Annotated in this window: 22 protein-coding genes; 16 read left to right on the forward strand and 6 right to left on the reverse strand. The window is 71.6% G+C overall.

What is annotated here, in order from left to right:
- The first annotated feature begins 9 nt into the window (after positions 1-9).
- From L8M95_RS12080 to L8M95_RS12090, 3 genes are read left to right on the forward strand one after another with little or no spacing between them, the layout of a single operon-like run.
- Complete coding sequence (locus tag L8M95_RS12080) at positions 10-549, forward strand: hypothetical protein (RefSeq protein ID WP_260486383.1); 540 nt, start codon at positions 10-12, stop codon at positions 547-549.
- Positions 550-569: 20 nt separating this feature from the next.
- A complete protein-coding gene (gene pheA, locus L8M95_RS12085; protein WP_260486384.1) occupies positions 570-1,502 on the forward strand; it encodes a prephenate dehydratase in 933 nt (310 codons plus the stop codon).
- The gene (locus tag L8M95_RS12090; protein ID WP_260486385.1) at positions 1,499-2,131 is read left to right on the forward strand and encodes a histidine phosphatase family protein; all 633 of its coding nucleotides are present in this window, start codon (positions 1,499-1,501) and stop codon (positions 2,129-2,131) included. Before pheA ends, L8M95_RS12090 begins: the two co-directional genes overlap by 4 nt.
- A gap of 58 nt (positions 2,132-2,189) precedes the next feature.
- Here the strand turns inward: L8M95_RS12090 and L8M95_RS12095 are convergent, their stop codons facing one another.
- Both L8M95_RS12095 and L8M95_RS12100 read right to left on the reverse strand, forming a co-directional pair.
- Complete coding sequence (locus tag L8M95_RS12095; protein ID WP_260486386.1) at positions 2,190-2,540, reverse strand: metallopeptidase family protein; 351 nt, start codon at positions 2,538-2,540, stop codon at positions 2,190-2,192.
- The gene (locus L8M95_RS12100; protein ID WP_260486387.1) at positions 2,537-3,655 is read right to left on the reverse strand and encodes a septum formation family protein; all 1,119 of its coding nucleotides are present in this window, start codon (positions 3,653-3,655) and stop codon (positions 2,537-2,539) included. The genes L8M95_RS12095 and L8M95_RS12100 overlap by 4 nt, the downstream gene beginning before the upstream one ends.
- A gap of 47 nt (positions 3,656-3,702) precedes the next feature.
- Here L8M95_RS12100 and L8M95_RS12105 point away from each other — a divergent pair, with 47 nt between their 5' ends.
- Positions 3,703-4,146 carry an ankyrin repeat domain-containing protein gene (locus tag L8M95_RS12105; RefSeq protein ID WP_260486388.1) on the forward strand — a complete coding sequence of 148 codons (444 nt, stop codon included), beginning with the start codon at positions 3,703-3,705 and terminating at the stop codon, positions 4,144-4,146.
- A gap of 60 nt (positions 4,147-4,206) precedes the next feature.
- Positions 4,207-5,469, forward strand: a complete 1,263-nt coding sequence (gene serS / locus L8M95_RS12110; RefSeq protein ID WP_260486389.1) for a serine--tRNA ligase — start codon at positions 4,207-4,209, stop codon at positions 5,467-5,469.
- A 78-nt stretch (positions 5,470-5,547) separates the two neighbouring features.
- Here the strand turns inward: serS and L8M95_RS12115 are convergent, their stop codons facing one another.
- Entirely contained in the window at positions 5,548-6,081 is a 534-nt protein-coding gene (locus L8M95_RS12115) for a PaaI family thioesterase (protein ID WP_260486390.1), read from the reverse strand.
- A gap of 60 nt (positions 6,082-6,141) precedes the next feature.
- Between L8M95_RS12115 and L8M95_RS12120 the strand changes: the two genes are divergently transcribed.
- Entirely contained in the window at positions 6,142-6,963 is an 822-nt protein-coding gene (locus tag L8M95_RS12120; RefSeq protein WP_260486391.1) for a 1-acyl-sn-glycerol-3-phosphate acyltransferase, read from the forward strand.
- Entirely contained in the window at positions 6,960-7,793 is an 834-nt protein-coding gene (locus L8M95_RS12125; protein ID WP_260486392.1) for an HAD family hydrolase, read from the forward strand. Before L8M95_RS12120 ends, L8M95_RS12125 begins: the two co-directional genes overlap by 4 nt.
- 154 nt (positions 7,794-7,947) lie before the next feature.
- Here L8M95_RS12125 and L8M95_RS12130 read toward each other — a convergent pair whose 3' ends face one another.
- Positions 7,948-10,098: an N-acetylmuramoyl-L-alanine amidase gene (locus L8M95_RS12130; protein ID WP_260486393.1), complete on the reverse strand. Its 2,151-nt coding sequence runs from the start codon at positions 10,096-10,098 to the stop codon at positions 7,948-7,950.
- Between the two features lie 410 nt (positions 10,099-10,508).
- Between L8M95_RS12130 and glf the strand changes: the two genes are divergently transcribed.
- Complete coding sequence (gene glf, locus L8M95_RS12135; RefSeq protein WP_260486394.1) at positions 10,509-11,708, forward strand: UDP-galactopyranose mutase; 1,200 nt, start codon at positions 10,509-10,511, stop codon at positions 11,706-11,708.
- An 85-nt stretch (positions 11,709-11,793) separates the two neighbouring features.
- Here the strand turns inward: glf and L8M95_RS12140 are convergent, their stop codons facing one another.
- Entirely contained in the window at positions 11,794-13,146 is a 1,353-nt protein-coding gene (locus L8M95_RS12140) for a hypothetical protein (protein WP_260486395.1), read from the reverse strand.
- Positions 13,147-13,210: 64 nt separating this feature from the next.
- Here L8M95_RS12140 and L8M95_RS12145 point away from each other — a divergent pair, with 64 nt between their 5' ends.
- Positions 13,211-14,641 carry a DUF5129 domain-containing protein gene (locus L8M95_RS12145; protein WP_260486396.1) on the forward strand — a complete coding sequence of 477 codons (1,431 nt, stop codon included), beginning with the start codon at positions 13,211-13,213 and terminating at the stop codon, positions 14,639-14,641.
- Between the two features lie 21 nt (positions 14,642-14,662).
- On the opposite strand, the gene L8M95_RS12150 is transcribed toward L8M95_RS12145, so the two are convergent.
- A complete protein-coding gene (locus tag L8M95_RS12150; RefSeq protein WP_260486397.1) occupies positions 14,663-15,400 on the reverse strand; it encodes a peptidylprolyl isomerase in 738 nt (245 codons plus the stop codon).
- Between the two features lie 176 nt (positions 15,401-15,576).
- Between L8M95_RS12150 and L8M95_RS12155 the strand changes: the two genes are divergently transcribed.
- The 7 genes from L8M95_RS12155 (at position 15,577) to L8M95_RS12185 (ending at position 25,362) form a co-directional block, all read left to right on the forward strand.
- Positions 15,577-17,577, forward strand: coding sequence for a glycosyltransferase (locus tag L8M95_RS12155; protein WP_260486398.1), 2,001 nt, complete (start codon positions 15,577-15,579; stop codon positions 17,575-17,577).
- Positions 17,561-18,196: a phosphatase PAP2 family protein gene (locus tag L8M95_RS12160; RefSeq protein ID WP_260486399.1), complete on the forward strand. Its 636-nt coding sequence runs from the start codon at positions 17,561-17,563 to the stop codon at positions 18,194-18,196. Before L8M95_RS12155 ends, L8M95_RS12160 begins: the two co-directional genes overlap by 17 nt.
- Positions 18,193-19,230, forward strand: a complete 1,038-nt coding sequence (locus L8M95_RS12165) for a decaprenyl-phosphate phosphoribosyltransferase (protein WP_260486400.1) — start codon at positions 18,193-18,195, stop codon at positions 19,228-19,230. Before L8M95_RS12160 ends, L8M95_RS12165 begins: the two co-directional genes overlap by 4 nt.
- Before the next feature lie 16 nt (positions 19,231-19,246).
- Positions 19,247-21,352, forward strand: a complete 2,106-nt coding sequence (locus L8M95_RS12170; RefSeq protein WP_260486401.1) for an arabinosyltransferase — start codon at positions 19,247-19,249, stop codon at positions 21,350-21,352.
- 195 nt (positions 21,353-21,547) lie between these two features.
- Positions 21,548-22,672 (forward strand): alpha/beta hydrolase family protein, encoded by a 1,125-nt coding sequence (locus L8M95_RS12175; RefSeq protein ID WP_260486402.1) that lies wholly within the window; start codon positions 21,548-21,550, stop codon positions 22,670-22,672.
- 240 nt (positions 22,673-22,912) lie between these two features.
- Positions 22,913-24,871, forward strand: coding sequence for an alpha/beta hydrolase-fold protein (locus L8M95_RS12180; protein ID WP_260486403.1), 1,959 nt, complete (start codon positions 22,913-22,915; stop codon positions 24,869-24,871).
- Positions 24,868-25,362, forward strand: a complete 495-nt coding sequence (locus L8M95_RS12185) for a DUF732 domain-containing protein (protein WP_260486404.1) — start codon at positions 24,868-24,870, stop codon at positions 25,360-25,362. The genes L8M95_RS12180 and L8M95_RS12185 overlap by 4 nt, the downstream gene beginning before the upstream one ends.
- The last annotated feature ends 86 nt before the right edge of the window (positions 25,363-25,448 follow it).

The raw sequence follows: 25,448 nt of genomic DNA on the forward strand, positions 1-25,448 counted from the left end.
CCTGAGGTCATGACGGTGTCGCTCGAACTGCTCGGTCGCGGTCCCTCCCGGCCGGATCTCCTGGACGACCTCGTGGTGGACGAGGAGTCGATGGTCCCGGCCCTGACGAGGTGGTCGGCGCCCGTCCCCGTGGCGGTGGATCCCACCTCCGACACGCGTCTGCCCGATCTCGACGCGGTCGCCGAGGTGCTCGCCGCGGGCACCCCCGCGGTCGTCGACGTCGCCCCCGGGCTGGCCGGGCCGGGCCCCGCCGCCGATCAGCTCGCGGACCTGCTGGCCGTGGCCGCGCACTCCGGGGTGGGGTTCGGTTCCGGGCTGGTGCCCCGCTGTGCCGACGCCGGCGAGGTGTGGGCGATGCTCGCCGGGGCGGTGGCGGCCATGACCGGGGCGGACGTCCGCGATGCGCTCGCCGGACCGGACCCGGCCCGGCTCCTGGGCCTGTCGAGGTCGGCCCGGGAGGCGATCCGCGACGTGATCACGTGCGTCCTCGTGCCCGACGGGCGGGTCGACGCCGTCTCGGCGGACCTCGCGTCCGTCGACGCCCCCTGACGCTGGCTAGGCTTGTCGTCGTGGTCACCGTCGCCTACCTCGGCCCGCCCGGCACGTTCACCGATGCCGCCCTGCACCGACTGCGCACCGACGTGCGCACCTCGACGCTGCTCGGCGACGCCGAGGCGGTCCCCGCCGGCACCCCCGACGAGGCGCTGGCGATGGTCCGCGCCGGCACCGCCGACTACGCGTGCGTCCCGTTCGAGAACTCGGTCGACGGCACCGTCAACCCGACCAGCGACGCACTCGCGGTGGGGGACCGGCTGCAGATCTTCGCCGAGACCGAGCTCGACGTGGAGTTCTCCATCCTGGTGCGGCCCGGCACCACCGCCGCCGACGTCCGCGTCCTGCGGACCCACCCCGTCGCCGCCGCGCAGGTCCGCCGCTGGGTGGGCGTGCACCTGCCGCAGGCGCACATCGAGACCACCTCCTCCACCGCGGCCGGTGCCGAGGAGGTCGCAGCCGGCACCGCCGACGCCACCGCGGCCCCCGCGCGGGCCGGTGAGATCAACGGACTGGTCGCGCTGGCCGAGAACGTCGCCGACGTGGGCGGTGCCCGCACCCGGTTCGTGCTGGTCGGTCGCCCCGGCCCGCCGCCGGCGCGCACCGGCAGTGACCGGACCTGCGTGATCTTCGGACTGCCCCACGAGCCCAATTCCCTGGTCCAGGCGCTCACGGAATTGTCGATCCGCGACATCGACCTCACCCGCATCGGCTCCCGACCCACCCGCGTCGAGCGGTTCACCTACCTGTTCCACGTGGACCTCGTCGGCCACATCGAGGACCCGGCGGTGGCCGAGGCGCTCGTCGCCCTGCGCCACCGGACCGCGGACCTGCGCTACCTCGGGTCGTGGCCCGTCGCGGACGGTGACGAGGCTGGCGCCCCGCCGCCGGACCGCGCCGCCGAACTCGACTGGCTGGACCGCCTGCGTCGCGGGGAGGACGCCGGGTGAGCGCCCGCCTCCACCTGGTCCGCCACGGACAGACCCCCTCGAACGTCGCCGGTGCCCTCGACACCGCCCTGCCCGGGGCGCCGCTCACCGACCTCGGCCGAGACCAGGCCCGACTGGTGGGCGAGGAGCTCGCCGGATCGGGGATCAGTCCGACCGTCGTGCTCAGCTCCGAGGCCGCGCGGGCCCGTGAGACCGCCGGGCTCATCGCCCGGGAGATGGCGCTGCCCACCCAGGCCGTGCCCGGCGTCCACGAGGTGCAGGCCGGCGACTACGAGATGCGGACCGGGACCGAGGCGCTCCTGGCCTACAACCGGATGGTGCGCGACTGGCTGGAGAACGGCGACCTCGACTCCCGGCTCCCCGGCGGCGAGAGCGCCCTGGACGTGCAGGACCGCGCCATGCCGTTGATCGCCGAGCTGCGCGAGTCGTACCTGGACAACGCGGTCGACGTGGTGCTGGTGGTGCACGGCACGCTCATGCGGATGCTCGCGGTGTTCGCCGGGGCCGTGCCGTCGCAGTGGGCGCTGGACAACCGGATCCCCAACTGCGGGGTCATCGAGCTCGCACCGGACGGCGGCGGCTGGTCGTGCGAACGGTGGGGCGACCACCCGGGGCGGCCCGGCTACTGATCGCGGCGGGTCCAGCTCTGATCGGGCTCAGCCCCGATCGGCTCAGCTCTGATCGGGCTCAGCCCCAGCCGAGCTCGTGGAGGGTCTCCTCGTCGATCCCGAAGTGGTGTGCGATCTCGTGGATCACCGTCACCGCCACCTCGTGGACCAGCTCCTCCTCGGTGGAGCAGAACGCGCACAGCGCGCCCCGGTAGATGGTGATGGTGTCCGGTAGGAAGCCCGAATAGGTGGTGTCGCGTTCGGTCAGCGCCACCCCCTCGTACAGGCCCAGCAGGTCGGGCTCGTCCGGGTGGCGGTCGGCGATGAGCACCACGACGTTGTCCATCGCCTCGAACAGCGCGTCCGGGACCGAGTCCAACGCGTCGTCCACCAGTTCCTCGAAGCGGGTCTCGTCGACCCTCAGGCTCACGGCGTCCCGCCGGGCACCGGCACCGACACCGTGCCCTGGCCCGTGTCGGTCGGGGCTCCGGGGACGCCCCCCGGCGGCTGACCCGGCGGTGGGATCTGGGTGGTGGTGGGCGCGACCGGGGTGGCCCCGTCGATCAGCACGCCCTGCCGCGCCGACCCCCGCAGTACGGCGAACGGGCCGGGCTCCGCGGCCTTCATCAACCCGCAGTTGACGGTCCGGCTACCCGTCTGCCACGAGACCTCCGAGATCGGGTTGACCAGAGTCGAGATGAGGGTCGTCCGTCGGAGCGCCTCGGAGTCACCGAGGTAGGAGACACCGGCCTCCCGACAGGCGTCCGCGGTGAGCTCGGACTGCTGGCGGGGATCCGGCGGGACCGGCCCCTCCGGGAACGTACCGGTCACGTCCACGTCGGCGACGATCTCGATCGAATGGTCCTCGGAACAGGGCGTGGTCGCGCCGGGCAGGCCCGCGTCGGTGAATCCCAGGCAGGTGCCCGGCTCCCATCGGCGGTGCTGGTCGGCCTCGGCGAACGTTCCCGTCGACAGGGCGGAGCGGCCGTCGAGTTCGGCGGCGGCGACACCGCAGAGCACGCTGCGGTCGCCCTTCTCCCAACCCTCCTCGGACGGCGGCACGACCAGCCCGGTGAAGCGTCCGCCGGGGTCGACCTCGCGCCCGCCGGCGTACCCGGAGATCAGCGGGAGGCAGCGCTCGGTCCCCACCGGCGCCAGCTCGGCACTGACCGGCAGCGGCGCGCCCTCCCCGAAGCCGGGGACCTTCGACAGGTCGATCCGGGCCGCCACCTCGAACCGGTGTGGCTCGGCGCAGTCGACCGTGTCGAACGAGGTCACGCGGTCCGCGGCGTCGAGCGACCAGGTCAGGCACGTCCCCGGCGCGGCCTCGGCGTACGCGGGCCCGGACAGGGTTCGCGGGTCGACCTGGGGCACGACCGCCGCGATGCGCTCGGCGCGGGACGAGTTGGGATCGTTGATCGCCGACGCCATGAGTGCACCGGTGACCGCCCCGCCGGACAGGACGGCGAGGAGGGAGGCCATGACCGCGCCCCGTGTGCGGAGCAGCGATCGACCACGGCGCGACGATCGGGTGGGAGTGGTCATCGCCTTCCATGATGCCGCAATCGCGCGGTCCCGATAGGATCCTCGGCATGAGCGGACAGAACCACGACGAGCCGGCCGGTGCGGACGGCGAGGTGCGCTCGCCGCGGGACGGGGTGGACCCGGAGGTCCTCGAGTTCGCGCAGATGCTGTTCCAGCTGGCGCGCGACGGCGAGACGGAGCGGCTCGCGGCGTATGTCGACGCCGGGGTGAGCCCGGACCTGACCAACGAGCGGGGCGACGCCCTGCTCATGCTCGCCGCCTACAACGGTCACCCGGACACCGTTCGCGCGTTGCTCGCACGCGGCGCCCAGGTGGACCGCGCCAACGACCGGGGCCAGACCCCGCTGGCGGGCGCGGTGTTCAAGGGATACGGCGAGGTCGTCCGCGCGCTCTTCGAGGCGGGTGCGGATCCCTACGGCGGGACGCCCACCGCGGTCGACACGGCGCGCATGTTCGAGAAGGACGCCTTCCTCGAACTGTTCGGCGTCTGACCACCCCGCGGTCGCGGTCGCGGATCGGGGCGCGCGGGCGGGGCCGCTAGGCTGGGACGCGTGATCGATCTCAAGCTGCTCCGCGAGAACCCCGACGTCGTCCGCGACTCCCAGCGCACCCGTGGTGAGGACCCGTCGCTGGTCGACCAGCTGCTCGCGGCGGACGAGGCCCGCCGGTCCTCGATCGCGGCCGCGGACGGCGCCCGCGCCGAGCAGAAGGCCCACGGCAAGAAGGTGGGCCGGGCCACGCCCGACGAACGCCCCGCGCTGCTTGAGGCCGCGGGCGCGTTGAAGCAGGCGGTCAAGGACGCGGAGGAAGCCGAGAAGACCGCCGCCGCGGAGGTCGACCGGCTCCAGCGGATGCTGTCCAACATCGTCGAGGAGGGCACGCCCGCCGGCGGCGAGGACGACTTCGTGGAGATCGAGCGCGTCGGCGAGATCCCGAGCTTCGACTTCGAGCCGAAGGACCACCTCGAGCTCGGCGAGAGCCTGGGGCTGCTCGACATGGAGCGCGGTGCCAAGGTCTCCGGCGCGCGCTTCTACTTCCTCACCGGCTACGGCGCCCTTCTACAGCTGGGCATGCTGCAGCTGGCCGCGCAGAAGGCCACCGCGAACGGCTTCACGATGATGATCCCGCCCGTTCTGGTGCGGCCCGAGATCATGCAGGGCACCGGGTTCCTGGGTGCGCACGCCGATGAGGTCTACAAGCTCGAGGCCGACGACCTCTACCTGGTCGGCACCTCCGAGGTCGCGCTCGCCGGCTACCACCAGGGCGAGATCCTCGACCTGTCGGACGGGCCCAGGCGCTATTGCGGCTGGTCCTCCTGCTTCCGCCGCGAGGCCGGCAGTCACGGCAAGGACACCCGCGGCATCATCCGCGTCCACCAGTTCGACAAGGTCGAGATGTTCTCCTGGTGCAAGCCCGAGGAGGCCCACGCCGAGCACAAGCGGCTGCTGGGGTTCGAGAAGGAGATGCTCGAGGCGATGGGCCTGCCCTTCCGGGTGATCGACATCGCCGGCGGCGACCTCGGCTCCTCGGCGGCCCGGAAGTACGACTGCGAGGCGTGGGTCCCCACCCAGGGCACCTACCGGGAGCTCACCTCGACCTCCAACTGCACGACCTTCCAGGCTCGCCGGTTGGGCGTGCGCTACCGCGACGACGAGGGTCGTACCCAGACCGCCGCGACACTCAACGGCACGCTGGCCACCACGCGGTGGCTGGTCGCGATCCTGGAGAACCACCAGCAGGCCGACGGGTCCGTGGTGGTCCCTGAGGCGCTTCGGCCGTTCGTGGGCAAGGACGTGCTCGAGCCGATCCGCTGACCCCGAACCGCGGGTGGTCGCCGGGGTCTCCGGGGACGACGACGAGGTCTTCGGACGCCTCGCGGGCCGCCGCCGGGGTCAGGGCCGGAAGAGCATCATCACGCCACTCGCGCTGGCGCAGGTCCGACCATCGGTGTCGGTGACCCGGACCTGCACCACGCACGTCGACCGGCCCGCGTGCTCGACCTCCGCGCGGATCGTGGCGGGGGTCTTGTCCAGCCGTAGTGCCCGGAGGTAGCGGACGGTGAGGTCCAGGGTGCTGTAGCCGACACCCTCCTCCACGACCGTCGCCGTGGCGTATCCGAGCGCCGAGTCCACCCACCCGGAGACGATCCCGCCGTGGACCGTCCCGCCGTTGTTGAGCGCCCACTCCGCCGGTTCGGCCGTCATGGTGACCGCACCCTCCTCCGCGGCGGCCAGGCGGAGGCCCAGCGTGTGCGCGCCGGGGGAGAGGTGGCGCTCGCCGTCGATGATCAGGCGCAGCGCGTCGAGGCCCGCATGGGGGGAGCGGTCGCCCGCGGCCGGCTGGGCGGGCCAGGAGTAGTGGCGGCTGCGCGCCTCCGGGTCGACGGAATCGAAGGGGGCACTCAGGTCGCGGGGGGCGTCGTCCACGTCGTCGAACCTACCGGCGGGGACAGCCGCCCGTCGGGGCGGCCCGCTAGGCTGGGGGACGTGGAGCTGCTCTATACGGGGATCATCGGGTTCGCCCGGACAATGTTCAGGGTCCAGGGCCTGGACCTCACGATTCGCGGGGAGCGCAACTTCCCCGAGGTCGGCGGGGCGGTGGTGGTGATGAACCACACCGGGTACCTCGACTTCGTCTACGGCGGCATCCCGGCCCGCGTGCACAAGCGGTTCATCCGCTACATGGCCAAGGTCGAGGTGTTCGAGCACAAGGTGTCCGGGCCGATCATGCGCGAGCTGAAGCACATCCCCGTCGACCGGACGGCCGGTAAGGCGTCCTTCGACGAGGCCGTCGCCCGGCTGAGGGCCGGGGAGTTGGTCGGTGTGTTCCCGGAGGCCACCATCAGCCGCAGCTTCGAGGTCAAGGGTTTCAAGTCGGGCGCGGTCCGGATGGCGTTGGCGGCCGACGTTCCCATCATCACCGTGACCCTGTGGGGATCGCAGCGGGTGTGGACCAAGGGCCTGCCCAAGAAGCTGCTGCGTCCCCGGGTGCCGATCATGATGGAGGTCGGCGAGCCGATGGCCGCGTACGAGCCGGTCGAGGAGTGCACGCAGGAGTTGCGCTCACGGATGCAGGCCACGCTCGAGCGACTCCAGCAGGAGTACGCGGAGCGCTACGGCGCCTACCCGGCCGGCGCCAACTGGGTGCCCGCCCGTCTCGGCGGTTCCGCCCCCACCCTGGAGGAGGCCACGGCCCTGGACGAGGCCGAGCACGCCGAGCGCCTCCGTCGCCGCGCGCAGAAGGCGGTCGACCCGGAGGCCGACGCCCGTGACGAACCGACGGGACCGGCGGGCCCGGACGCTCCGTGACCCGTTCCCGGCCGCTTTTCGTCGCCTCCGACGTCGACGGGACCCTGATCGACAACGACCACCTCGTCCCGGCCGCGAACAGGGCCGTGGTGGAGGACCTCGTCGCGGACGGCGCCACGTTCGTCCTGGCCACCGGGCGCCCGCCGCGCTGGCTACCCCAGGTGGTCGACCAACTGCCCGTCGCGCCACTGGCGGTCTGCGCGAACGGTGCCGTCATCATGGACACCGACACCGGCGAGTTCCTGGCCACCAGCCTGCTCGACCCCGAGACGCTGGCGGCGATCGACGCGGTGTTGCGCCGTCTGCTGCCCGGCAGCGGGATCGCGGCCGAGCGCCTCGGTGCCGATGCCGCGGACGCCGACTTCGTGGCCAGCCCCGACTACGAGCACGCCTGGATCCACCCGGCGCACCTCGAGGTGGGCCACGACGAGGTCCTCTCCGAGCCGGTGCTCAAACTGTTGGCCCGAGTGCCGGGGATGCCCAGTGGCGAGATGGTGGCCGCCCTGCACGGCGAGGTGGACCACCTGGCCGACGTCACCTACTCCACCACCGACGGACTGATCGAGTTCGCGGCGCGCGGTGTGACCAAGGCGAGCGGGCTCTCTCAGATCGCCTCGCGCACGGCGGCCGGCGCGGCCGTGCCGTCCTCCGCGGTGCCGGTCACCGTCGCGTTCGGCGACATGCCCAACGACCTGGAGATGCTGCGCTGGGCCGATCACGGAGTCGCGATGGGCAATGCCCTCCCCTCCGTGCACGCCGCCGCCGACGAGGTCACGCTCACCAACGATGAGGCCGGTATCGCCCACGTCCTGCGGCGTTGGTGGAGCTGAGGGCTCCGGGGAAATAGGTTGCGGACCGGTCCCCACCACTTCCCCGGTGTGCCCGCCGCCCCTGGCGGGGGAGGCGGGCACACCTGGTGGGACCCGGTCCGCAAGTCTGGTCGGCCGGGCGCCGCTCCTCGCGGGAGCGGCGCCCGGCCGGAGATCAGGGGTTCGGCTCGACGGTGAGCTCCCTGGTGGCCGGGTCGTAGACCAGCGTGCCTCCGAGGAACCGCTGTGCGACCGTCCCGTCGGCGCGCTCGGCCTCCGCGGCGACCGGCAGGCCGAGCGGACCGTGCTCGTAGCCCTGGGCGGCCCACGCGTCACCGATCACGCCCCACACCGGGTGCGTGCCCGTCTCGGGGGAGGAGTACAGCGCACCGTTCTCGTGTTTGACGAGGGAGACGTTGCCGAAGCGCTGGATCCCGGACAGGGCCTTGCCGAGCGGGCCCGCGAGCCGCTGGGCGAGCGCGGAGAAGTCGCCGCCGATCGCGTTCTGCACCGACCCCGCGTCGAGCGGGATGTCCGCCAGCGTCTTGCCGCCGGTGAGGATCCGGGTCAGGGTCGCGGGGTCGAGCCTGCCGCCGGTGAGGACGGTCCGCAGGGCCGTGGTGACGGCGTCCTGGACGCTGCCCTGGGTGATGGTCGACGGGAGGTCGGCGCTCCCGGCGCCGGCGCCACCGCCGGTGCCCCCACCGCCACCGCCACCGGTACCCGGGCCGGGGCTCGGGTTGGACGGGGCCGCGCCGCCGCCTCCGCCGCTCTTGGCGTACGACGCCGCGATGTCGCGGATCTGACCCATCTTGGCGTAGCCCGCGTTGCCCGGGCAGGACGTGAGGCCGACGTCGCGGTGGGCGAAGATGTTCGGCAGCCGGACGGCGGTGCCGTACGAGTACTTGGTGTACGAGGTGCCCTCGGAGTAGTGGGTGTCCGAGCCCTTGGGGTCGATCCCCGCGACCGAGAGGCGCCACCCGACGATCTCGCCGACCTTGCGGACGGTCGCGTCGGACGGGGCGACGGTGGAGTAGTCGCCCATCATCGAGATGCCCCAGGTGTTGCCGTTAAAGCCGCCGGCGTGGGCGCCCTGGACGTTGCGGCTGAGCCCGCCGTAGCGACCCTCGAAAGCCTGGCCGTACTTGTCGACCAGCACGTTGTAGCCGACGTCGCACCAGCCGAGGGTGCGTGCGTGGTAGGTGTAGATGCCGCGCATGACGCCGGCGGAACCCTCGCGGGTGTAGTTGTTGCTGCCCGCCGTGTGGTGGACGACGGCCGCGGCGAGTGACGGGTCGTACGTGGCGTTGCGGCAACGGATGGACTCGTCGGCGCCCCAGCCCGAGCGGCTGATGATCGACGGCTGCTTGGCGGCGATGTCGCCGTGGGTGCCGGTCCCGCCGGAGGCCGTGATGTCGGAGAACGCCTCGGGATCGGGCGTCGGCGTGTCGTCGGGGGAGAGCAGGACGGCCTTGACGGAGTCGGCTGTGTTCGAGTCGGTGCTGTTCGAGTCGGTGCTGCTCGAGTCGGCGCTGTTCGAGACGGACCCGAGGTCTGAGGTCTCGGCGACGGGCCTGATGTCCGCGTAGCGGGTGGGCACGGGCGGGGTGCGGTCGGCGGCGGGTTCGGCCGCGCGCGTGGCGGCGGCGTCTGCGTCCGCGGCGTCTGCGCCCGCGGTGTCTGAGTCCGCGGTGGCCGCGTCATCGGCGTCCGCGTCATCGGCGGGCTCCGCCGAAGCCGGGGCCGAGGCCGTGGCGGGCTCCGTGGCGGGCCCCGCGGCGGCGTCGGGCGCGTCTTCGGGGCCGGTGACCTCGGGCGCGTCGGCCAGCGAGGTGTCGGCGGGGTCGACACCGGAGAGCTTGATCTGGACGGCGGTGGTGTCCGTGCCCAGGTAGACGGGCTCGGTGCCGCCGGTCCCGTTGACGCTCTCACCCTTGCCGTCGACCGATTCCGCCTCGTACCAGGGCCCCCAGGAGCCGTCCGGGTTCTTCGCACGAACGGCGGCCAGGGCGGCGGGGTTGTGCCCCTTCCACGTGACGCCGACCATCGAGAACGGGGTCTCGGAGGTGACCTCCCGGACGGGGCCGCCGCCGGAGGCGATGTCCGTGTCCACGCCGACGGCGGGCGGTGCCCCGGCGAGGGGGACCTCGGTCTCGGCGGTGGGGAGGGCGCTGCCCGCGGTGGTGGCGATCTCGTCGCCGGACTGGACGACCTGGTCCGCCCCGTATACGGCGAGGGGCGTGACGACGGATGCCGCGACCGCCACCGCCAGGGCGAGGGTCCGGCGTCGACCACTGACGTACAGGGGGCGGCGTCGTGTTCTCAAGGGCTTCTCCAGATCAGATGTCTGTGTCACGCGGGTGCTCACCCGCGGGGCACAACTGCCCGGGGGCCACGCCGGGGCGTGACCACTGGGACGAATGTGACGAACGGGGTCAATGTTATCCAAGAAACGTGTGAAACCAAGTGATAAAGACGTGAATATTGGGACTACAGGGATGTAGTTTCGAACCGGCGTACGACGACGGGAACGCCCCACCTGCACCGTGGGCCACCGCGGTCGGTTCGAGAAGTCGTCCACCTCGTCGTCGTCGGCGTGCCCTGAACCCACCCCCGACCCGCCGGATACCCTGGGACCCGTACCCGCGCCGACCGGCGCGTGGTCAGGCGAGCGGTCGGCGGGCGCACTACTCCCGGACGCACCGCGGCGACGTACTACGGAAAGGCCCGACGGTTATGGCAGGCGAGCGGCAGTGGGACACCTATGACCTCATCGTGGTGGGGTCGGGCTTCTACGGCCTGACGGTCGCGGAGCGGGCGGCGACCGAACTCGGCAAGCGCGTACTGGTGCTCGATCGGCGCCACCACATCGGCGGCAACGCCTACTCCGAGGCCGAGCCCGAGACCGGCATCGAGATTCACAAGTACGGTGCGCACCTCTTCCACACCTCCAACGAGCGCGTGTGGGGGTACGTCAACCGCTTCACCGACTTCACCGGCTACCAGCACCGCGTGTTCGCCATGCACAAGGGCACGGCGTACCAGTTCCCCATGGGGCTGGGCCTGATCAACCAGTTCTTCGGCCGCTACTACTCGCCCGACGAGGCGCGCGCGCTCATCGCCGAGCAGGCCTCCGAGTTCTCCGCCGAGGACGCGGCGAACTTCGAGGAGAAGGCCATCTCCCTGATCGGCCGCCCGCTGTACGAGGCGTTCATCAAGGACTACACCGCCAAGCAGTGGCAGACCGACCCCAAGAACCTGCCCGCCGGCAACATCACGCGCCTGCCCGTGCGGTACACGTTCGACAACCGCTACTTCAACGACACCCACGAGGGGCTGCCCGTCGAGGGCTACACCGCGTGGCTGGAGAACATGGCCGCCGACGAGCGGATCGACGTCGTCCTGGACACCGACTGGTTCGACGTCCGCGAGGCCGTCCGCGCCGCGAGCCCCGACGCGCCGGTCGTCTACACCGGCCCGCTGGACCGCTACTTCGACTACGCCGACGGCGAGCTGGGCTGGCGCACCCTGGACTTCGAGACCGAGGTCCTGCCGACCGGCGACTTCCAGGGCACCCCGGTGATGAACTACAACGACGCGGAGTACGACTACACCCGCATCCACGAGTTCCGTCACTTCCACCCGGAGCGCAAGAACTACCCCACCGACAAGACGGTGATCATGCGCGAGTACAGCCGCTTCGCCGAGCGCGACGACGAGCCGTACTACCCGATCAACGAGTCCACCGACCGGGAGCGGCTGGCCGCCTACCGCGAGCGGGCCAAGGCCGAGACCGCGGCCAACAAGGTGTTGTTCGGCGGGCGCCTGGGCACCTACCAGTACCTGGACATGCACATGGCGATCGCCTCGGCGCTGACGATGTTCGACAACACCCTGGCGCCGCACCTGCGGGACGGCGCCGCGCTCGAGGGCTGAGCCTGCTCGCCTCGGCCTGACGGAACGACCGCCGCCCGCCGCCGCCCCGCAGCCGAACCGCCGCCCCGCCGCGTGCCGGCAGGGGTCAGTCGGCGGTGGTGCTGCCGGCCGGGGCGGCGAGCTCGCGGACGGCGGTGTCGAGCTGGGCCGCGTGCACGAGCGTGGGCTTGGCCTCGCCGAGGTGCTCGAGGACCGGGGTGACCGAGGTCCAGAAGCGGCTCAGCGAGCTCAGCCCCTCGTTCTCCGCCCGGGCCTGGGCGCGCTCGGCGCGGGTGTCGTCGGCGCGGGTGGGGTGCAGGGCCGCGCGCTTGCCCTCGATCCGGTCGTCCTTGCGCTGCGAGATCACGTAGCCCAGCGCGAACGCCACACTCCGCGGCATCCGCCCGGTCAGCAGGACCTGCGCCTCCGGGTACTCGTCGAGGACCTGTTCGACCGCGCCGGACAGCTCCTCGACGAGCCGTGCGAAGGCCCGCCGGTCGATCTGCCGCCCGCTCGCGCCCGGGTACCAGCGCCCCGAGGGCAGCGTCCATGGGACGAGGGTCTGGGCTGCGCCCGGGCCGGCGTCGCCCGTGCGGTCACCGTTCGTGTCGGTGACGGGTCCGCCGTCGGTGGGGGCGACGACGACGACGAGGTCCGCCGCCTCCCTCAGTGGATGCCCCGCGTCCACCTCGGACACCGGACCGCCCCCGTCCAGCTGGAGGGAGAGCCAGACCCGCTGCACGGAGGTCCGGTCGGCCCGCGCCGCGGTCGCCGACCCGGCGGGGAGGGTGATCATCGACAGTTCGGCTCCCGGTTGGCCTCGGCGGGACCGCCACCGGCGCTCGGCCCACATGTCGTCGCCGTCGTCGAAGTACACCGTCCGCACGCCCGTGTCGCCGCCGGGCAGCCGGCGCCTGCGGGCCTCGGTCGGCAACTCGGCCAGGTGGGTGCGCTCGCGCAGGAGGACGTCGTATCCGACCGCCAGCGCCGCCGGGAACGCGAGGTTCGGGGCCAGGACGAAGCCGGTCGCGTCGTCGTCGTCGTTCATCGCGCGCTCCAGCTCGTCGGAGACGTGGTCGACCTCCCGGCGCAGGTCCACCACGTCGTTCGCGGTGCCGAACCAGCCGGTGGCGGAGCGGAAGCCCAGGCTGCGGGCGTTGGCCACATCCACCGCGGCGCGCATCCGGTCCGCGCTATCGGCCGGCAGCAGTCGCAGGTAGTAGAGGGTGCCGTTGTGGGCGAGGAGCCACGCGCGCAGGGCCATCGCCACCACGAGCACGACCAGGGTGCCGATGAACCACCCCAGCCGTGACGGCGACGTGCAGGCCTCCGACCACAGGTCCGGTACGGACGAGATCGAGCACGAGGCGTCCCGGGTGATGAGGTCCTCGGCGACGAGGCCACCGAACGCGGTGGTCAGTGCGACGGTCAGGGCGATGAGCGTTTCCAGGACGAACACCCGATCGAGACTATCGCCGACGATCGCGGGCGCCACCGACCACCCGCGGCACTAGGCTCGGGTCATGACACGGACGACCACCGCCCCGACCCTGCGCCTGCTCGTGGTGGTCGCCGGTGTCGTGGGACTGCTGCTGCTCCTGTTCCCGCTCGCGTCGGCGCGTGCGCAGGCCCCCGCCCCCGCGGAGGCGCCAGCCCGGGCGGTCGAGGTCGGTATCACCGACCGCGCGGGCGTGCTCTCACCCGGAGACCAGGACCTGCTCCGCACCGAGACCGGCCGCATCGCGTTCCCGCCGCAGGTCGCGCGCGTCGAGTACCTGGTCTTCGATGACGACGGCGACAACCTCAACGACACCACCGAGCGCTTCGCCCAGGACGAGCGACCGGACCTGGTGGCGGAGGACCGGGAGAAATGGGCGCCCGGGACGCTCATCGTGGCCAACGACACGGAGGCGCGTGACGTCGGCATCTACTGCGGAGACGACGTGTGCGCCGCGCTCGACCTGTTCGAGGGCGGTCACCTCGACGGTTCACTCGAGGCGATGAAGGACCCGATGCGGCGCGAGAACCACGCGGTCGGGCTGCTGTCGGGGGCGCGGGCTGCCGCCGATCCCACCGTGCAGGCGCCGGAGCCCGAGCCCGCGCCGGCGTGGCTGCCGTGGGCCTTCGCCGGAGCGGGGGTGATCGTCGCGGGCGCGGTCGGCGCCGGGGTCGCGGCGAGTCGTAAGAAGAAGGCGACGACGGCGAGGGAGCGCTACGACCGGGTCTCCCGCGAGTACGGGCGGGTGGCGGGGGAGCTCAGCGGGCTGGACATCCGCGCCAATTCGCTCACCTCCCCGTTGGCCGACGACGAGCTGCGGTCCCAGTGGCAGGACGTGCGCGGCCGGTTCCTCGCGCTGGATGAGGTCATGGGCCGGATCGGAGACCTGCGGCCCGACTCGACGGACGCCGAGTTCCGTGCCAAGGCCGGCGACATCGACACCGCCCACACCACTGTGGACCAGATGCTCACGGCGGAACAGAACATCGACCAGCTCTTCCGCATGGAGCAGGGGGACGCCGACGTGCGCCGCCGCCAGCTCGGCGAGCTGCACGAGGACATGCTCGCCGCCGCGCTGGGGACGAAGGACGAGCGGCTGGCCGCCGAGGCCCGGGCCCTGGACGCCCGCGCCGACGAGCTGGCCCGGGATACGCAGGCTCCCGACTTCATGGGCCGCTACGCCCGGCTCGTCGTGGACTACCGGCTCGTCGTGGAGGCGATCCGGGCCCGCGAGATGGCGGACGTCGAGGTGGCGAAGGACGCGGGCGACCGCCACGCGCCGAGGCTGTACGACCGCGACTGGCGGGCCGGGTACGGCTACAACGGTTTCGTGCCGTACTACGTGGTGTCCGGCTGGCACACCCACGACGTTCAGGCGGCGCAGTCGGCCAGCTCCACCAACACCGGCTACTCGAACGCGTCGTTCTCCGGCGGCGGCGGCTCGAGCGGGTACTAGAGTCGCCCGGCCCGGGTCGGCTCAGCCCTCGACGATCTCCACGGACTCGATCGTGTGCAGCGTCTGCGGCCGGCCCTGCGGGCTCCCGTCGTCCTCGATCGCCGTGACGGCGTCCATCCCGTCGGTGACGGTGCCGAAGAGGCTGTAGTCCGGCGGCAGGGAGACGCCGGAGTCGCCGGTGACGATGAAGAACTGGGAACCGTTGGTGTCCGGTCCGGCATTGGCCATGGCCATCGACCCGATCTCGTACTCGCCGGCTTCGGGGAGCTCGTCGGCGAAGTCGTACCCCGGGCCGCCGCTGCCGGTGCCCTGCGGGTCGCCGCCCTGGATCATGAAACCGGGGATGACGCGGTGGAACGTGATGCCCTCGTAGAACTTGTTGCGGGCCAGGAACACGAAGTTGTTGACCGTCTCCGGGGCCTTCTCCTCGAGCAGGTCCACGGTGACGACGCCGGCGTCGGTGGTGATGACGGCGGAGTAGTCGACGCCCTCGTCCAGACACATCGGCGGGGCCGAGTCGAACTCGGTGGCGCGCTCCGCTGTGCCCTCGGCGGGCGGGCACTCGGCTGCGCCCCCGGCGGACCCACCGGACTCGCGGCCCTCGGACTGCGATGCCGCGGTGGCTCCGGTGGTCGCCGCGTCGTCGGACGGGGCGTCATCGGAACCACACCCGGCGAGGGCGAGGGGAGTGGCGAGTGCGAGCACCCCCAGGGCGGTGCGGACGGTCGGGCGGCGACGGGCGGATCCGGTGAGGCGCATGTACCGAACCTACTTCTTCTGTCCTCCCGGGTGGGGCCCCGGCGCGTGCTGGACGGGCCGTGTCGCCCCCGCCGGGTACGATCGACCCGGCTTTCCTGCCCGCGGGTGCGGGTAGGGCGAGGCGCAGCAAGGCTGATGAGGGCGGCCCCCGGCCGTCGGGACGGGGACTGGCATATATGGAACACCACGGCCACCACGAACTGATCGACGAGATCGAGCGGTCGGTCGTCGCGCTCTCCACTCCACGTGGCCGGGAATGCCTCCAGCGCATCATCCTCCCGCGGGCCGGTGAGCCGCTCGACGTGCGCTCGCTCTACCTCGCGGAGGCGTCCACCAACGTCCGACGGGCGCACTCCTCCTCGCGGACCTCGCTGAGCATCGGCGCGGACTCCGAGGTCTCGTTCGCCACGTACTTCAACGCGTTCGCCGCGGCGTACTGGCGGCGGTGGTCAGTTCTCGGCGAGGTCGTCCTGAGGCTGACTGTGCGCGGGTCCGGACGGGTGGACCTGTACCGCTCCAAGATCGACGGGTCGCGCATCGCGATCACCGGTGACGTCGTCGGCGAGCGGGGTCGGGCCGACCAGGTGACGACGGTCGAGTTCACCTGCGACCTGGGGCCGTTCGAGGACGGCGGGTGGATCTGGTTCGACCTCACCTCCGACACGGACGTCGAGTTGCTCGCGGGCGGGTGGTACTCGTCTGTCGACGCCCCGGCCACGCGCCCCGACGCCCACCCCGACGGCACGCGCGACCCGGCGGTGCAGGTGCCCAACGACCGCCGGGTCACCGTCGGCATTCCCACGTTCAACCGGCCCGGCGACGCGGTGGCCGCGCTGCGGGCACTGACCTCCGATCCCGAGGTCGACGCCGTGATCGACGCCGTCCTCATGCCCGACCAGGGCGATCGCAAGGTCCGCGACGAGCCCGGCTTCGCGGAGGCGGCGGAGTTCCTCGGCGACAGGCTCCACATCTTCGACCAGCCCAACCTCGGTGGTTCGGGCGGGTACAGCCGCATCATGTACGAGGCCAGGCGTCTCACCGATTCGCCGTACATCCTGTACATGGACGACGACATCGAGATCGAGCCCGACTCGATCCTGCGGGCCCTGGCCTTCGGGCGTTTCTCCACCGTCCCGATGCTGGTCGGCGGCCAGATGCTCAACCTGCAGGAACGCAGTCACCTGCACACGATGGGCGAGGTGGTGGGCGCCCACGACTTCATGTGGACCGCCGCGCCGCACGCGGACTACGACTACGACTTCTCGCGCCACCAGTTGACGGACCGGGACAACCCCAAGCCGCTGCACCGCCGTATCGACGTGGACTACAACGGGTGGTGGATGTGCCTCATCCCGCGCGTGGTCGCCGAGAAGATCGGGCAGCCGCTCCCACTGTTCATCAAATGGGATGACGCGGAGTACGGGTTGCGCGCGCGGAAGGCCGGCCACCCCACGGTCACCATGCCGGGTGTGGCGATCTGGCACATGGCGTGGTCGGACAAGGACGACGCGATCGACTGGCAGGCCTACTTCCACCTGCGGAACCGCCTCGTGGTGGCGTCGATGTACCACGAGGGCGACCACAAGGGCATCATGCAGTCCAGCCTCAAGGCGCTGGTCAAGCATCTGGTGTGCCTGGAGTACTCGACGGTGGCCATCCAGATCGAGGCCATCCGCGACTTCCTGCGCGGCCCGGAGGCCCTGTACGAACTGCTGCCCACCGCCCTGCCCAAGGTGCGGGCCATGCGAGCGGAGTTCCCCGACGCGGTGGTCATCCCGTCGGCCGTGGACCTGCCCGCCCCGTCCGGCGGCCCGGCCGGCATCCATTCCGAACCCCGCGGCCCGGTCCGCAAGGCCGTGGCACTGGCCCGCGGCCTGGCCCACACCCTGAGCAGGGACGACAAGACGCACCACGAGGTGCCGCAGGCCAACTTCCCGCCGATCGAGGCCCGTTGGTACTCGCTCAGCAGGGTCGACGGTGCGACCGTCACCACCGCCGACGGTCGCGGGGTCGTCTACCGCAAGCGCGACCGCGACCTCGCCGCCGCCCTGTTCAAGGAATCGGCAGCCGTGCACCGTGAGCTGTTCCGTCGATTCCCGGAGATGCGCCGCCGCTACCGCGACGCCCACGCCGATCTCGTGACCAAGGAGGCCTGGGGCCGTGTCTTCGAATCCTGATCCGGTGGTGTCCGATCCCGCCGTGGAGATCCCCGTACCGACCGGCGAGGTCCGGTTGCTGGCGGCGATCCAGCGTCAGCTGTTGGCCGTGCCCGGTTCGCGGGAGGCGGCCGTGACGCTGTCTCATGTCGGCGAGCACGCCCTGGGGTGGATGGCGATCTCGGCCGCCGGCATGGCGGTCGATCCGGCCCGGCGCGGCCGCTGGGCGATGGTGGGGGTCGGCAGCTTCGGTGCCCACGCCACCTCTGTTGTCGTCAAGCGCGTCATCCGCCGCCGGCGCCCGGACCACCCCACGGTGACCGTCGGCGTCGGTACCCCCTCCAAGCTCAGCTTCCCGTCCTCCCATGCCACCTCGACCACCGCGTTCGCCCTGCTCGCGGGGTCGGTGGCCGGGGTCCCGGTGGCGCCGGCGCTCGTGCCGGTGATGCTGGCGTCCAGGCTGGTGCTGGGAGTCCACTACCCTTCGGATGTGTTCGCCGGTGCCGCGGTCGGTGCGGGCTGCGCTGCGCTCACCCGTGCGGTGTGGCCCTCCGCAGCCGTCCAGAACGTGCTGCCCGAGGCGTTGCGCGACGGTGCGTCCGGCCCAGGCCTCACCCAGAATCCCGAGGAGAAGCGATGACCGATCATTCCGGAGCGCCGGCGTCCCGGGGCGTGGCAGACCACCACCTCGTCGGAGCCGAACCCCACACGGCCAACGAGATAGACGACATCGCCGAGGCGGAGGAGGATGCGAAGGGCGCGCCGCCCAAGAACCTCCTCGACGGCATGATCAAGGCCCTCCGGCCGCGCCAGTGGGTCAAGAACGTCCTCGTCATCGCCGCCCCCGCGGCGGCCGGGTCGCAGACCCTCACCGACGGCAACGTCCTGTTCTCGGTGTTCATCGCGTTCGTGGCGTTCTGCATGGCCGCCTCGAGCGTGTACCTCATCAACGACGCGATGGACGTCGAGGCCGACCGCGCCCACCCGACCAAGCGGTTCCGCCCCATCGCCGCGGGCGTGCTCCCCGTCGGGTTGGCCTACGGCATGGCGGTGGTGCTCATCATCGCCTCGCTCGCCATCTCGGTGCTGTTCACCCACCCGGCGCTGGCGATCGTCGTGGCCGTGTACATCGTGCTGCAGCTCATGTACTGCTTCGGTCTCAAGCACCAGCCGGTGCTCGACATCGCGTTCGTCTCCTCCGGCTTCCTGCTGCGCGCGGTCGCCGGTGGCGCGGCCGCCGAGGTCGAGATCTCGCAGTGGTTCCTGCTGGTCATGGCGTTCGGTTCGCTGTTCATGGCAGCCGGCAAGCGGTACGCCGAGCTGAACCTGCACCTCAAGACCGGCGCCAAGATCCGCAAGGCTCTGGAGAGCTACACCCCCACCTACCTGCGGTTCGTCTGGACGCTGTCCGCGACGGTGCTCGTGCTCTGCTATGCCCTGTGGGCGTACGACCGCGGGTCCGACCCCACGCAGCCGGCCGGCGCGGCGATCTGGCTGCAGATCTCCATCGTCCCGTTCACCATCGCGGTCCTGCGGTACGCGGTCGACGTCGACGCCGCGCAGGCCGGCGAGCCCGAGGACATCGCGCTCGGCGACCGGGTCCTGCAGGTCCTCGCGGCCCTGTGGGTCCTCACCGTGGTGATCGGCGTCTATATCGTCCCGTCGATCTCCTGAGTCCGGCGGACGGTCGATGTCGGAGGTGACGGCGGCGCGCCGGACCGGGCGCACCGCACCGGTCTTCTGGACCGGGGTCGTGGTGGTGGTGGCGATCTTCCTCGCCGGGGCCTGGCAGCGGCGGTGGATCGCCGACGACGGACTCATCGTCCTGCGCACCGTCCGCAACCTCATCGCCGGCAACGGCCCGGTGTTCAATGCGGGGGAGCGGGTCGAGTCCAACACCTCCACGCTGTGGACCTATCTCATCTACGGGGTCCATGAGCTCGTCGGGTACCGGCTCGAGCTGGTGGTCCTGGGCGTGGCGCTCACGCTGAGCATGGTCGCGGTGGTGTGCGCGATGGTCGGCACCCGCGTGATGTACCGCGGCACCCGCCGTGCGCCCGCCGGTGGCCCGGTACTGCTCCTGCCGTTCGGCGTGCTGGTCTATGTCATGCTGCCGCCGGCCCGCGACTTCGCCACCTCGGGCCTCGAGACGGGTCTGGTGATCTGCTGGATCGGCGCCATGTGGATGGGGCTGCAGCTCTGGGCCCGCGCGCCCCGCCGTGAGGGGCGGTTCGGTCTGCCCGCGCCGGGCACCGCGGCGGTCGCCTTCATCGCCGGTCTCGGCCCCCTGGTGCGCCCAGAGATGGCGTTGGCCGCGGCCGCGTTCCTCGCGCTGATGGCCGCGGCCCGCCAGTCGTGGCGTCACCTCGGCTGGCTGGTGGTCATCGCCGGCACGGTCCCCGTTCTGTACCAGCTCTGGCGGATGTCGTACTACGCCCTGCCGTACCCGCTCACGGCGGTGGCCAAGGACGCCGGCGGGGCGAAGTGGGACAAGGGCGCCGAGTATGCGTGGAACCTGGTGGCGCCGTACGCGTTGCTGCTGCCGTTGGCCGCCGTCCTGATCGCGGGACTGGTCGCACTCTGGGCCCGCCTGGCCCTCCGCCGCGGAAATTCGCTACTCCCGCTCCGGATCCGCTACCCGCATTCGGGTAGCGGATCCGGAGGGACGGTAGCGGATCCGCGTGGCAGCGCCGACGACCACGCCGACGGCCACGACGACGGCCACGACGACGCCGACGACCACGACGGCGCCGACGCCGACAACAACGACCACGACGACGACGAGGCCGGCCGCCTGCTCCGGCTGCGCCAGCGGGTCCGCTCCACCCCGGTCGTCACGGCGGTCTTCCTCGGGGTGGCGCTGGTGATGCTGCTCTACGTGGTCCGCGTGGGCGGCGACTTCATGCACGGCCGCGTGCTGCTGCCGTCCCTGTTCCTGTTCCTCCTGCCGGTCTCGGTGGTGCCCCTTCCCGTCGGTCCCGCCCGCGGGTCCGCGGACGCCTCGGTGCGCCGGGTGACCGTCCCACTCACCGCGGTCGCATGGCTCGTCGTCGTCGGCTGGGCGGTGACCGTCCAGGTCACCGAGGACCCCTTCCGCGAGGAACCGGAGTCGATCACGGCGGCGGGGATCGTGGACGAGCGCCAGTTCTACATCCAGCGCACGGGCCACAAGCATCCGTTGCTCGCCGAGGACTACCTGGACTTCCCCCGGATGCGGGCGCTGGTGCGGGACGTCACCGCGAACCGGACGGGTGCGGTCTTCCTGCCCGTGCCGGGATTCCAGGACCGGTGGGACGTGGTCTCCTACGACCGCCCCATGCCCGGGCTGGCGCCGTTCGAACTGCCCGAGGAGCCGGTCAAGACCGTCGTGTTCCTCAACCTCGGCATGACGAGCATGAACCTGCCGCTCGACGTGGACGTCTACGACACCGTGGGGCTCGCGTCGCCGCTGGCCGCGCATACAGACCGGATGGAGGACGGTCGGATCGGGCACGACAAGTTCCTGCCGTACGACTGGGTGCTCGCCCGCACCGGCGTGGTCGAGGATCCGGTCAACTTCCCGCGGTGGATCGACGTGAACTGGGTGAACCAGGCGCAGGTCGCGCTGCAGTGCCCGGCCACCCAGGCGTTGATCGAGTCGTACTCGGGTCCGTTGACCCTGGAGAAGCGCTGGTCGAACGTGATGAACGCATTTTCATACGCCGAGTACCGGATCAACAGAATCCCTGCGTACGAGGTGCAGAGGTGCGGGTTACCGATGCCTGAGAAAGTGGAGAAGTACCAGGGCACTCGGTAGTGTGGCCCAAGCTGTTATCTCGAAACGGTAACAGTCGGGGGTCGAATTGGTCCCTGACCTGTAACACCTGTCCCAAAGTGCGCGACAGTATCGATGAACTCGATGTCGCAGTTCCGGTCCTCCCCTGGTGGGGCCGGTCCGATGAACGTCACCGATGCCCTCCCGGGCACCAGGAACGAACAAAGGAACCAACGAATGTCCCAATCCACCCTCCGGCGCAGGTTCGCCGCCGGGCTCACCGCTCTGGCGACGGCCGCAGGGCTCATCGTCGGGGCCCCGGCACTGGCCGGCGCGCAGGCGACCGAGCAGGGCTCGTCGGCCAGCCTCGGGTCCGCTGGCTCGGCTGCCCCGCCGCCCGCCGCCCCCGCGTTCCGGCCGGCCGGAGGTAACGAGAACCCGGTTGGTTTCCGCAACTGGCTGCGTCCCGGCTGTGAGTGGGACCCGGTCGCCTCCTGGGTCCAGCTCTGCACGGTCCACTCGCCGTCGATGAACCGGCCCATCAAGGTCCAGGTGCAGCCGGCCCGCTTCGGCGGCAACGCCGGCCTGTACCTGCTCGACGGCCTGCGTGCCCGTGACGACTGGAACGCGTGGACCCACGACGCCCAGGCGCAGCGCATCTTCCTGCAGGACAACATCACCCTGGTCATGCCCGTCGGCGGTCAGGTGTCCTTCTACTCCGACTGGGAGCGGCCCATCAACCTGGGCGGCACCCTGCTCCAGTACAAGTACGAGACGTTCCTGACCAAGGAGCTGCCGGACTACCTCGCGGCCCACTTCGGCGTCCGGCGCGACAACAACGCCATCGCCGGACTGTCGATGGGCGGCTCGGCGGCCGCGACGCTCGCCGCCAAGCACCCGAACCAGTTCAAGCAGGTCTCGGTGTTCTCCGGCTACATGAACCCGACCGCGCCGGGCATGTACACCATGATCCCGCTGGCGATGTTCGACCAGTGCAAGTGCGACCCGTTCGCGATGTGGGGCCTGCCCGGCTCGCCGCGCTGGGGCGAGAACGACCCGCTGCTCAACGCCGCGAAGCTGCGCAACATCCCGATGTACGTGACCGCCGGGTCGGCGATCCCGGGCCGGTACGACCAGCCCTCCAGTCTGCAGGCCGTGTTCAACACGTTCAACGGCATCATCCTCGAGGGCCTGTCCCGCGGCTCGACGCTGGCGTTCCAGAACACCATGAACGCCGCGCCGAACAAGGCGACGTTCGAGTACCGCACCACCGGCATCCACGGCTGGGGTTATTGGAACGACGACCTCATCGCGGCCCGCTCGGCGCAGATCCTTGACGTGATGAACGCCCACGCGTGGTGATCACACCGAGTTAGCCGACGAATCGGACTCTCATCAGCGAGTCCTCACCCGTCACACCGGGGCCCCGCGCGTAGATTCTCGTGCGGGGCCCCGGTCGTTGTGTGACCACCGGGTTCGGCCGCGGGAGGGGAACCCGCGGGCGCACCGGGACCCGGGCTCCGGATACAGGTGACGCGGGTCGGTGAGACGCGCGCCCACTAACTATTCGGCGACACGACGCGGCAAGGAAGAGAACAACACATGGCGACCCCCAGCGCACACGCGAGCCCCCGTTCCCGGTGGACGTCCCTCCTCGCGGCTCCCCTCGTGGCGTCCGTGGTGGGATCCGGCCTCGTCCTCCCGCCCGTCGCCGCGGCGCAGGAGACGCCCGTCCGGCCGACCCAGGGGCAGACCAGCCCGGCGGAGAGCCCGGCCCGGTCGACCCCCGCGGAGAGCCCGGCCAACGCACCCGAGGCGCCCAGCCTGCGCGTGCCCTCGGCACCACCGTCGGGCGTCCGTCTCGACAAGGTCGAGTGGAAGTCCGCCAACCGGGTCGCGCTCTGGGTCCAGTCGCCGGCCATGAAACAGGCCATCCAGGTGCAGCTCATGCTCCCGGCCCAGTGGAACGCGGACCCCGAGCGCACCTACCCGTCCCTGCTGCTGCTCGACGGGCTGCGGGCCCGCGACGACGCCAGCGGCTGGACGCTCGAGACCAAGATCTCGCAGTTCTTCGACGCCAAGAACGCGGTCATCGTGCTGCCCGTCGGTGGCGAGTCGAGCTTCTACACGGACTGGGTCGCAGACGCCAAGGGCTCGGCCTACCAGTGGGAGACGTTCCTCATGCAGGAACTGCCGCCGCTGCTGGCCCGCGACTGGCGGGTGGGTGACAAGCACGGCGTCGCCGGACTGTCCATGGGCGGCACGGCCGCCATGATGCTGTCGCAGCGCTACCCGGATCACTTCGACTTCGCCGCCAGCTACTCGGGGTTCCTCGACACCACCAGCTTCGGTATGCCCGAGGCCGTGAAGGTGGCCATGCAGGACGCCGGCGGCTACCCGGCCGAGAACATGTGGGGCCCGCTCGGGTCGCGGCGCTGGCAGGAGCAGGACCCGAAGCTGCACACCGAGAGGATGCGCGGGCAGAGCGTCTACGTCTCCGCCGGCAGCGGCAACACCGGGCCCTGGGACCAGCCGTCCGGACTGCCGGACATCCCCACCAACTTCCCCGGTTACGGCCTGGAACTGCTCTCCCGGATGACCACGCAGACCTTCGTCAACAGGGCCCGCGCCGCCGGGGTCGAGGTCACCGCCAACTTCCGCCCGTCCGGCACGCACACCTGGCCCTACTGGCAGTTCGAGATGACCCAGGCGTGGCCGCAGTTCGCGACCGCGGTGGGGATCGAGAACGTGGAGAAGCCGTGCGCGGCGAGTGGCGACATCGCCCGCCTGGCCGAGCGCCAGCCCGGTCTCGGTCCGTGCCTGACCGGCGAGTACGACGTCCGCGGCGGCAAGGCGACCGACTTCCGCTTCGGTCGCGTGTTCTGGTCTCAGCAGACCGGCGCCCATTCGGTCCTCGGCGCGATCGGTGCCGCCTACCAGGCCGAGGGCGGCCCCGACGGGGTGCTCGGTCTGCCGACCTCCGGTGAGACCGCCACCCCGGACGGCCGCGGCCGGTTCTCCACCTTCCAGAACGGTGTCATCTACTGGTCGCCCACCACGGGCGCGCACGCCGTCCGCGGCGGCATCCGGGCGATGTGGCAGGAGCGCGGCTCCGAGCGCGGCGAGCTCGGCTACCCGACCACCGACGAGATCACGAACCCCAACAAGCCGGGCGTCGTCCAGGGCTTCCAGGGCGGAACGGTCTACTGGTCCGAGGAGACGGGTCCGAAGGTCGTCGAGGGTGCGATCCTCCAGACCTACCGTGAGGCCGGGGCCGAGAACTCCGAGCTGGGGTACCCGACCACCGACGAGATCGCCCTGAGCACCCGTCGAGGGGCGTTCAACAGGTTCCAGGGCGGTGCGATCTACTGGTCCCCGCGTACCGGGGCGCACGTGGTCCCGCGCGGGCCGGTGTTCGATGCCTGGGGCACCGTCGACTACGAGCGCGGCCGGCTCGGGTACCCGACCGGCCCGCTGCGCAACACCAGGGACGGCCAGGTGATGGAGTTCGAGGGCGGCAGCATCACCGTGAGCGGCGGCCGGGCGGAGATCTCGTCGTGAGATCCCGGCTGGCGACCCTGACCGCCGCGCTGCTCGTCGCGGGCGGGATGCTCACCGCCTGCGGTGGAGGGGACTCGACGGTCTCCGGCGTGCCCGACTCCGAGACGCTGGCCCCGCCGCCGGGTGGCGGCGGGACCCCCGGTGTCTCGCGTGTACCCGCGACGGAGGACTCCGGCCGCTACACCGAGGCGCCCGCACCGGTCGACCCGGACGCCTCCGGGTACACCGCGCCGGCCGTCGGTGCGCGGGAGCGCGGGTACCTCGCGGCGCTCGAGAACGAGGGCATCGAGACCGCGGAGCTGTCCGATTCGCTCGTCGCCGCGGGTAACACCATCTGCCGGATCCGGACGACCGGGGGAGCCGCCGACGAGACCACGACGATCGCGGACGCGGTGGCGGGTCAGATCTCGGCGGGTGGGTACTCGGACCGTGAGGTCGACGAGCTCTCGCGCATCGTGGTGGACGCCTCGGCGGGCCAGCTCTGCCCGTAGCTCCCCGGCGGCCCCCACTCGCCCCGGGGCCAGGGGCCCAGGGGCCGGCTACCCCGGGCCCGGCACGCGCCGCCGAGCGGTGAGCC

This window comes from Dietzia sp. B32, from assembly GCF_024732245.1.
In the GTDB taxonomy this organism is placed as follows: Bacteria; Actinomycetota; Actinomycetes; order Mycobacteriales; family Mycobacteriaceae; genus Dietzia.

Excerpts from the sequence above, each read along its gene's own strand:
- L8M95_RS12080 (WP_260486383.1), top strand. The coding sequence starts at position 10 with ATGACGGTGTCGCTCGAACTGCTCGGTCGCGGTCCCTCCCGGCCGGAT.
- L8M95_RS12100 (WP_260486387.1), bottom strand. The coding sequence starts at position 3,655 with ATGACCACTCCCACCCGATCGTCGCGCCGTGGTCGATCGCTGCTCCGC.
- L8M95_RS12105 (WP_260486388.1), top strand. The coding sequence starts at position 3,703 with ATGAGCGGACAGAACCACGACGAGCCGGCCGGTGCGGACGGCGAGGTG.
- glf (WP_260486394.1), top strand. The coding sequence starts at position 10,509 with ATGGCAGGCGAGCGGCAGTGGGACACCTATGACCTCATCGTGGTGGGG.
- L8M95_RS12145 (WP_260486396.1), top strand. The coding sequence starts at position 13,211 with ATGACACGGACGACCACCGCCCCGACCCTGCGCCTGCTCGTGGTGGTC.
- L8M95_RS12150 (WP_260486397.1), bottom strand. The coding sequence starts at position 15,400 with ATGCGCCTCACCGGATCCGCCCGTCGCCGCCCGACCGTCCGCACCGCC.
- L8M95_RS12155 (WP_260486398.1), top strand. The coding sequence starts at position 15,577 with ATGGAACACCACGGCCACCACGAACTGATCGACGAGATCGAGCGGTCG.
- L8M95_RS12165 (WP_260486400.1), top strand. The coding sequence starts at position 18,193 with ATGACCGATCATTCCGGAGCGCCGGCGTCCCGGGGCGTGGCAGACCAC.
- L8M95_RS12170 (WP_260486401.1), top strand. The coding sequence starts at position 19,247 with ATGTCGGAGGTGACGGCGGCGCGCCGGACCGGGCGCACCGCACCGGTC.
- L8M95_RS12175 (WP_260486402.1), top strand. The coding sequence starts at position 21,548 with ATGTCCCAATCCACCCTCCGGCGCAGGTTCGCCGCCGGGCTCACCGCT.
- L8M95_RS12180 (WP_260486403.1), top strand. The coding sequence starts at position 22,913 with ATGGCGACCCCCAGCGCACACGCGAGCCCCCGTTCCCGGTGGACGTCC.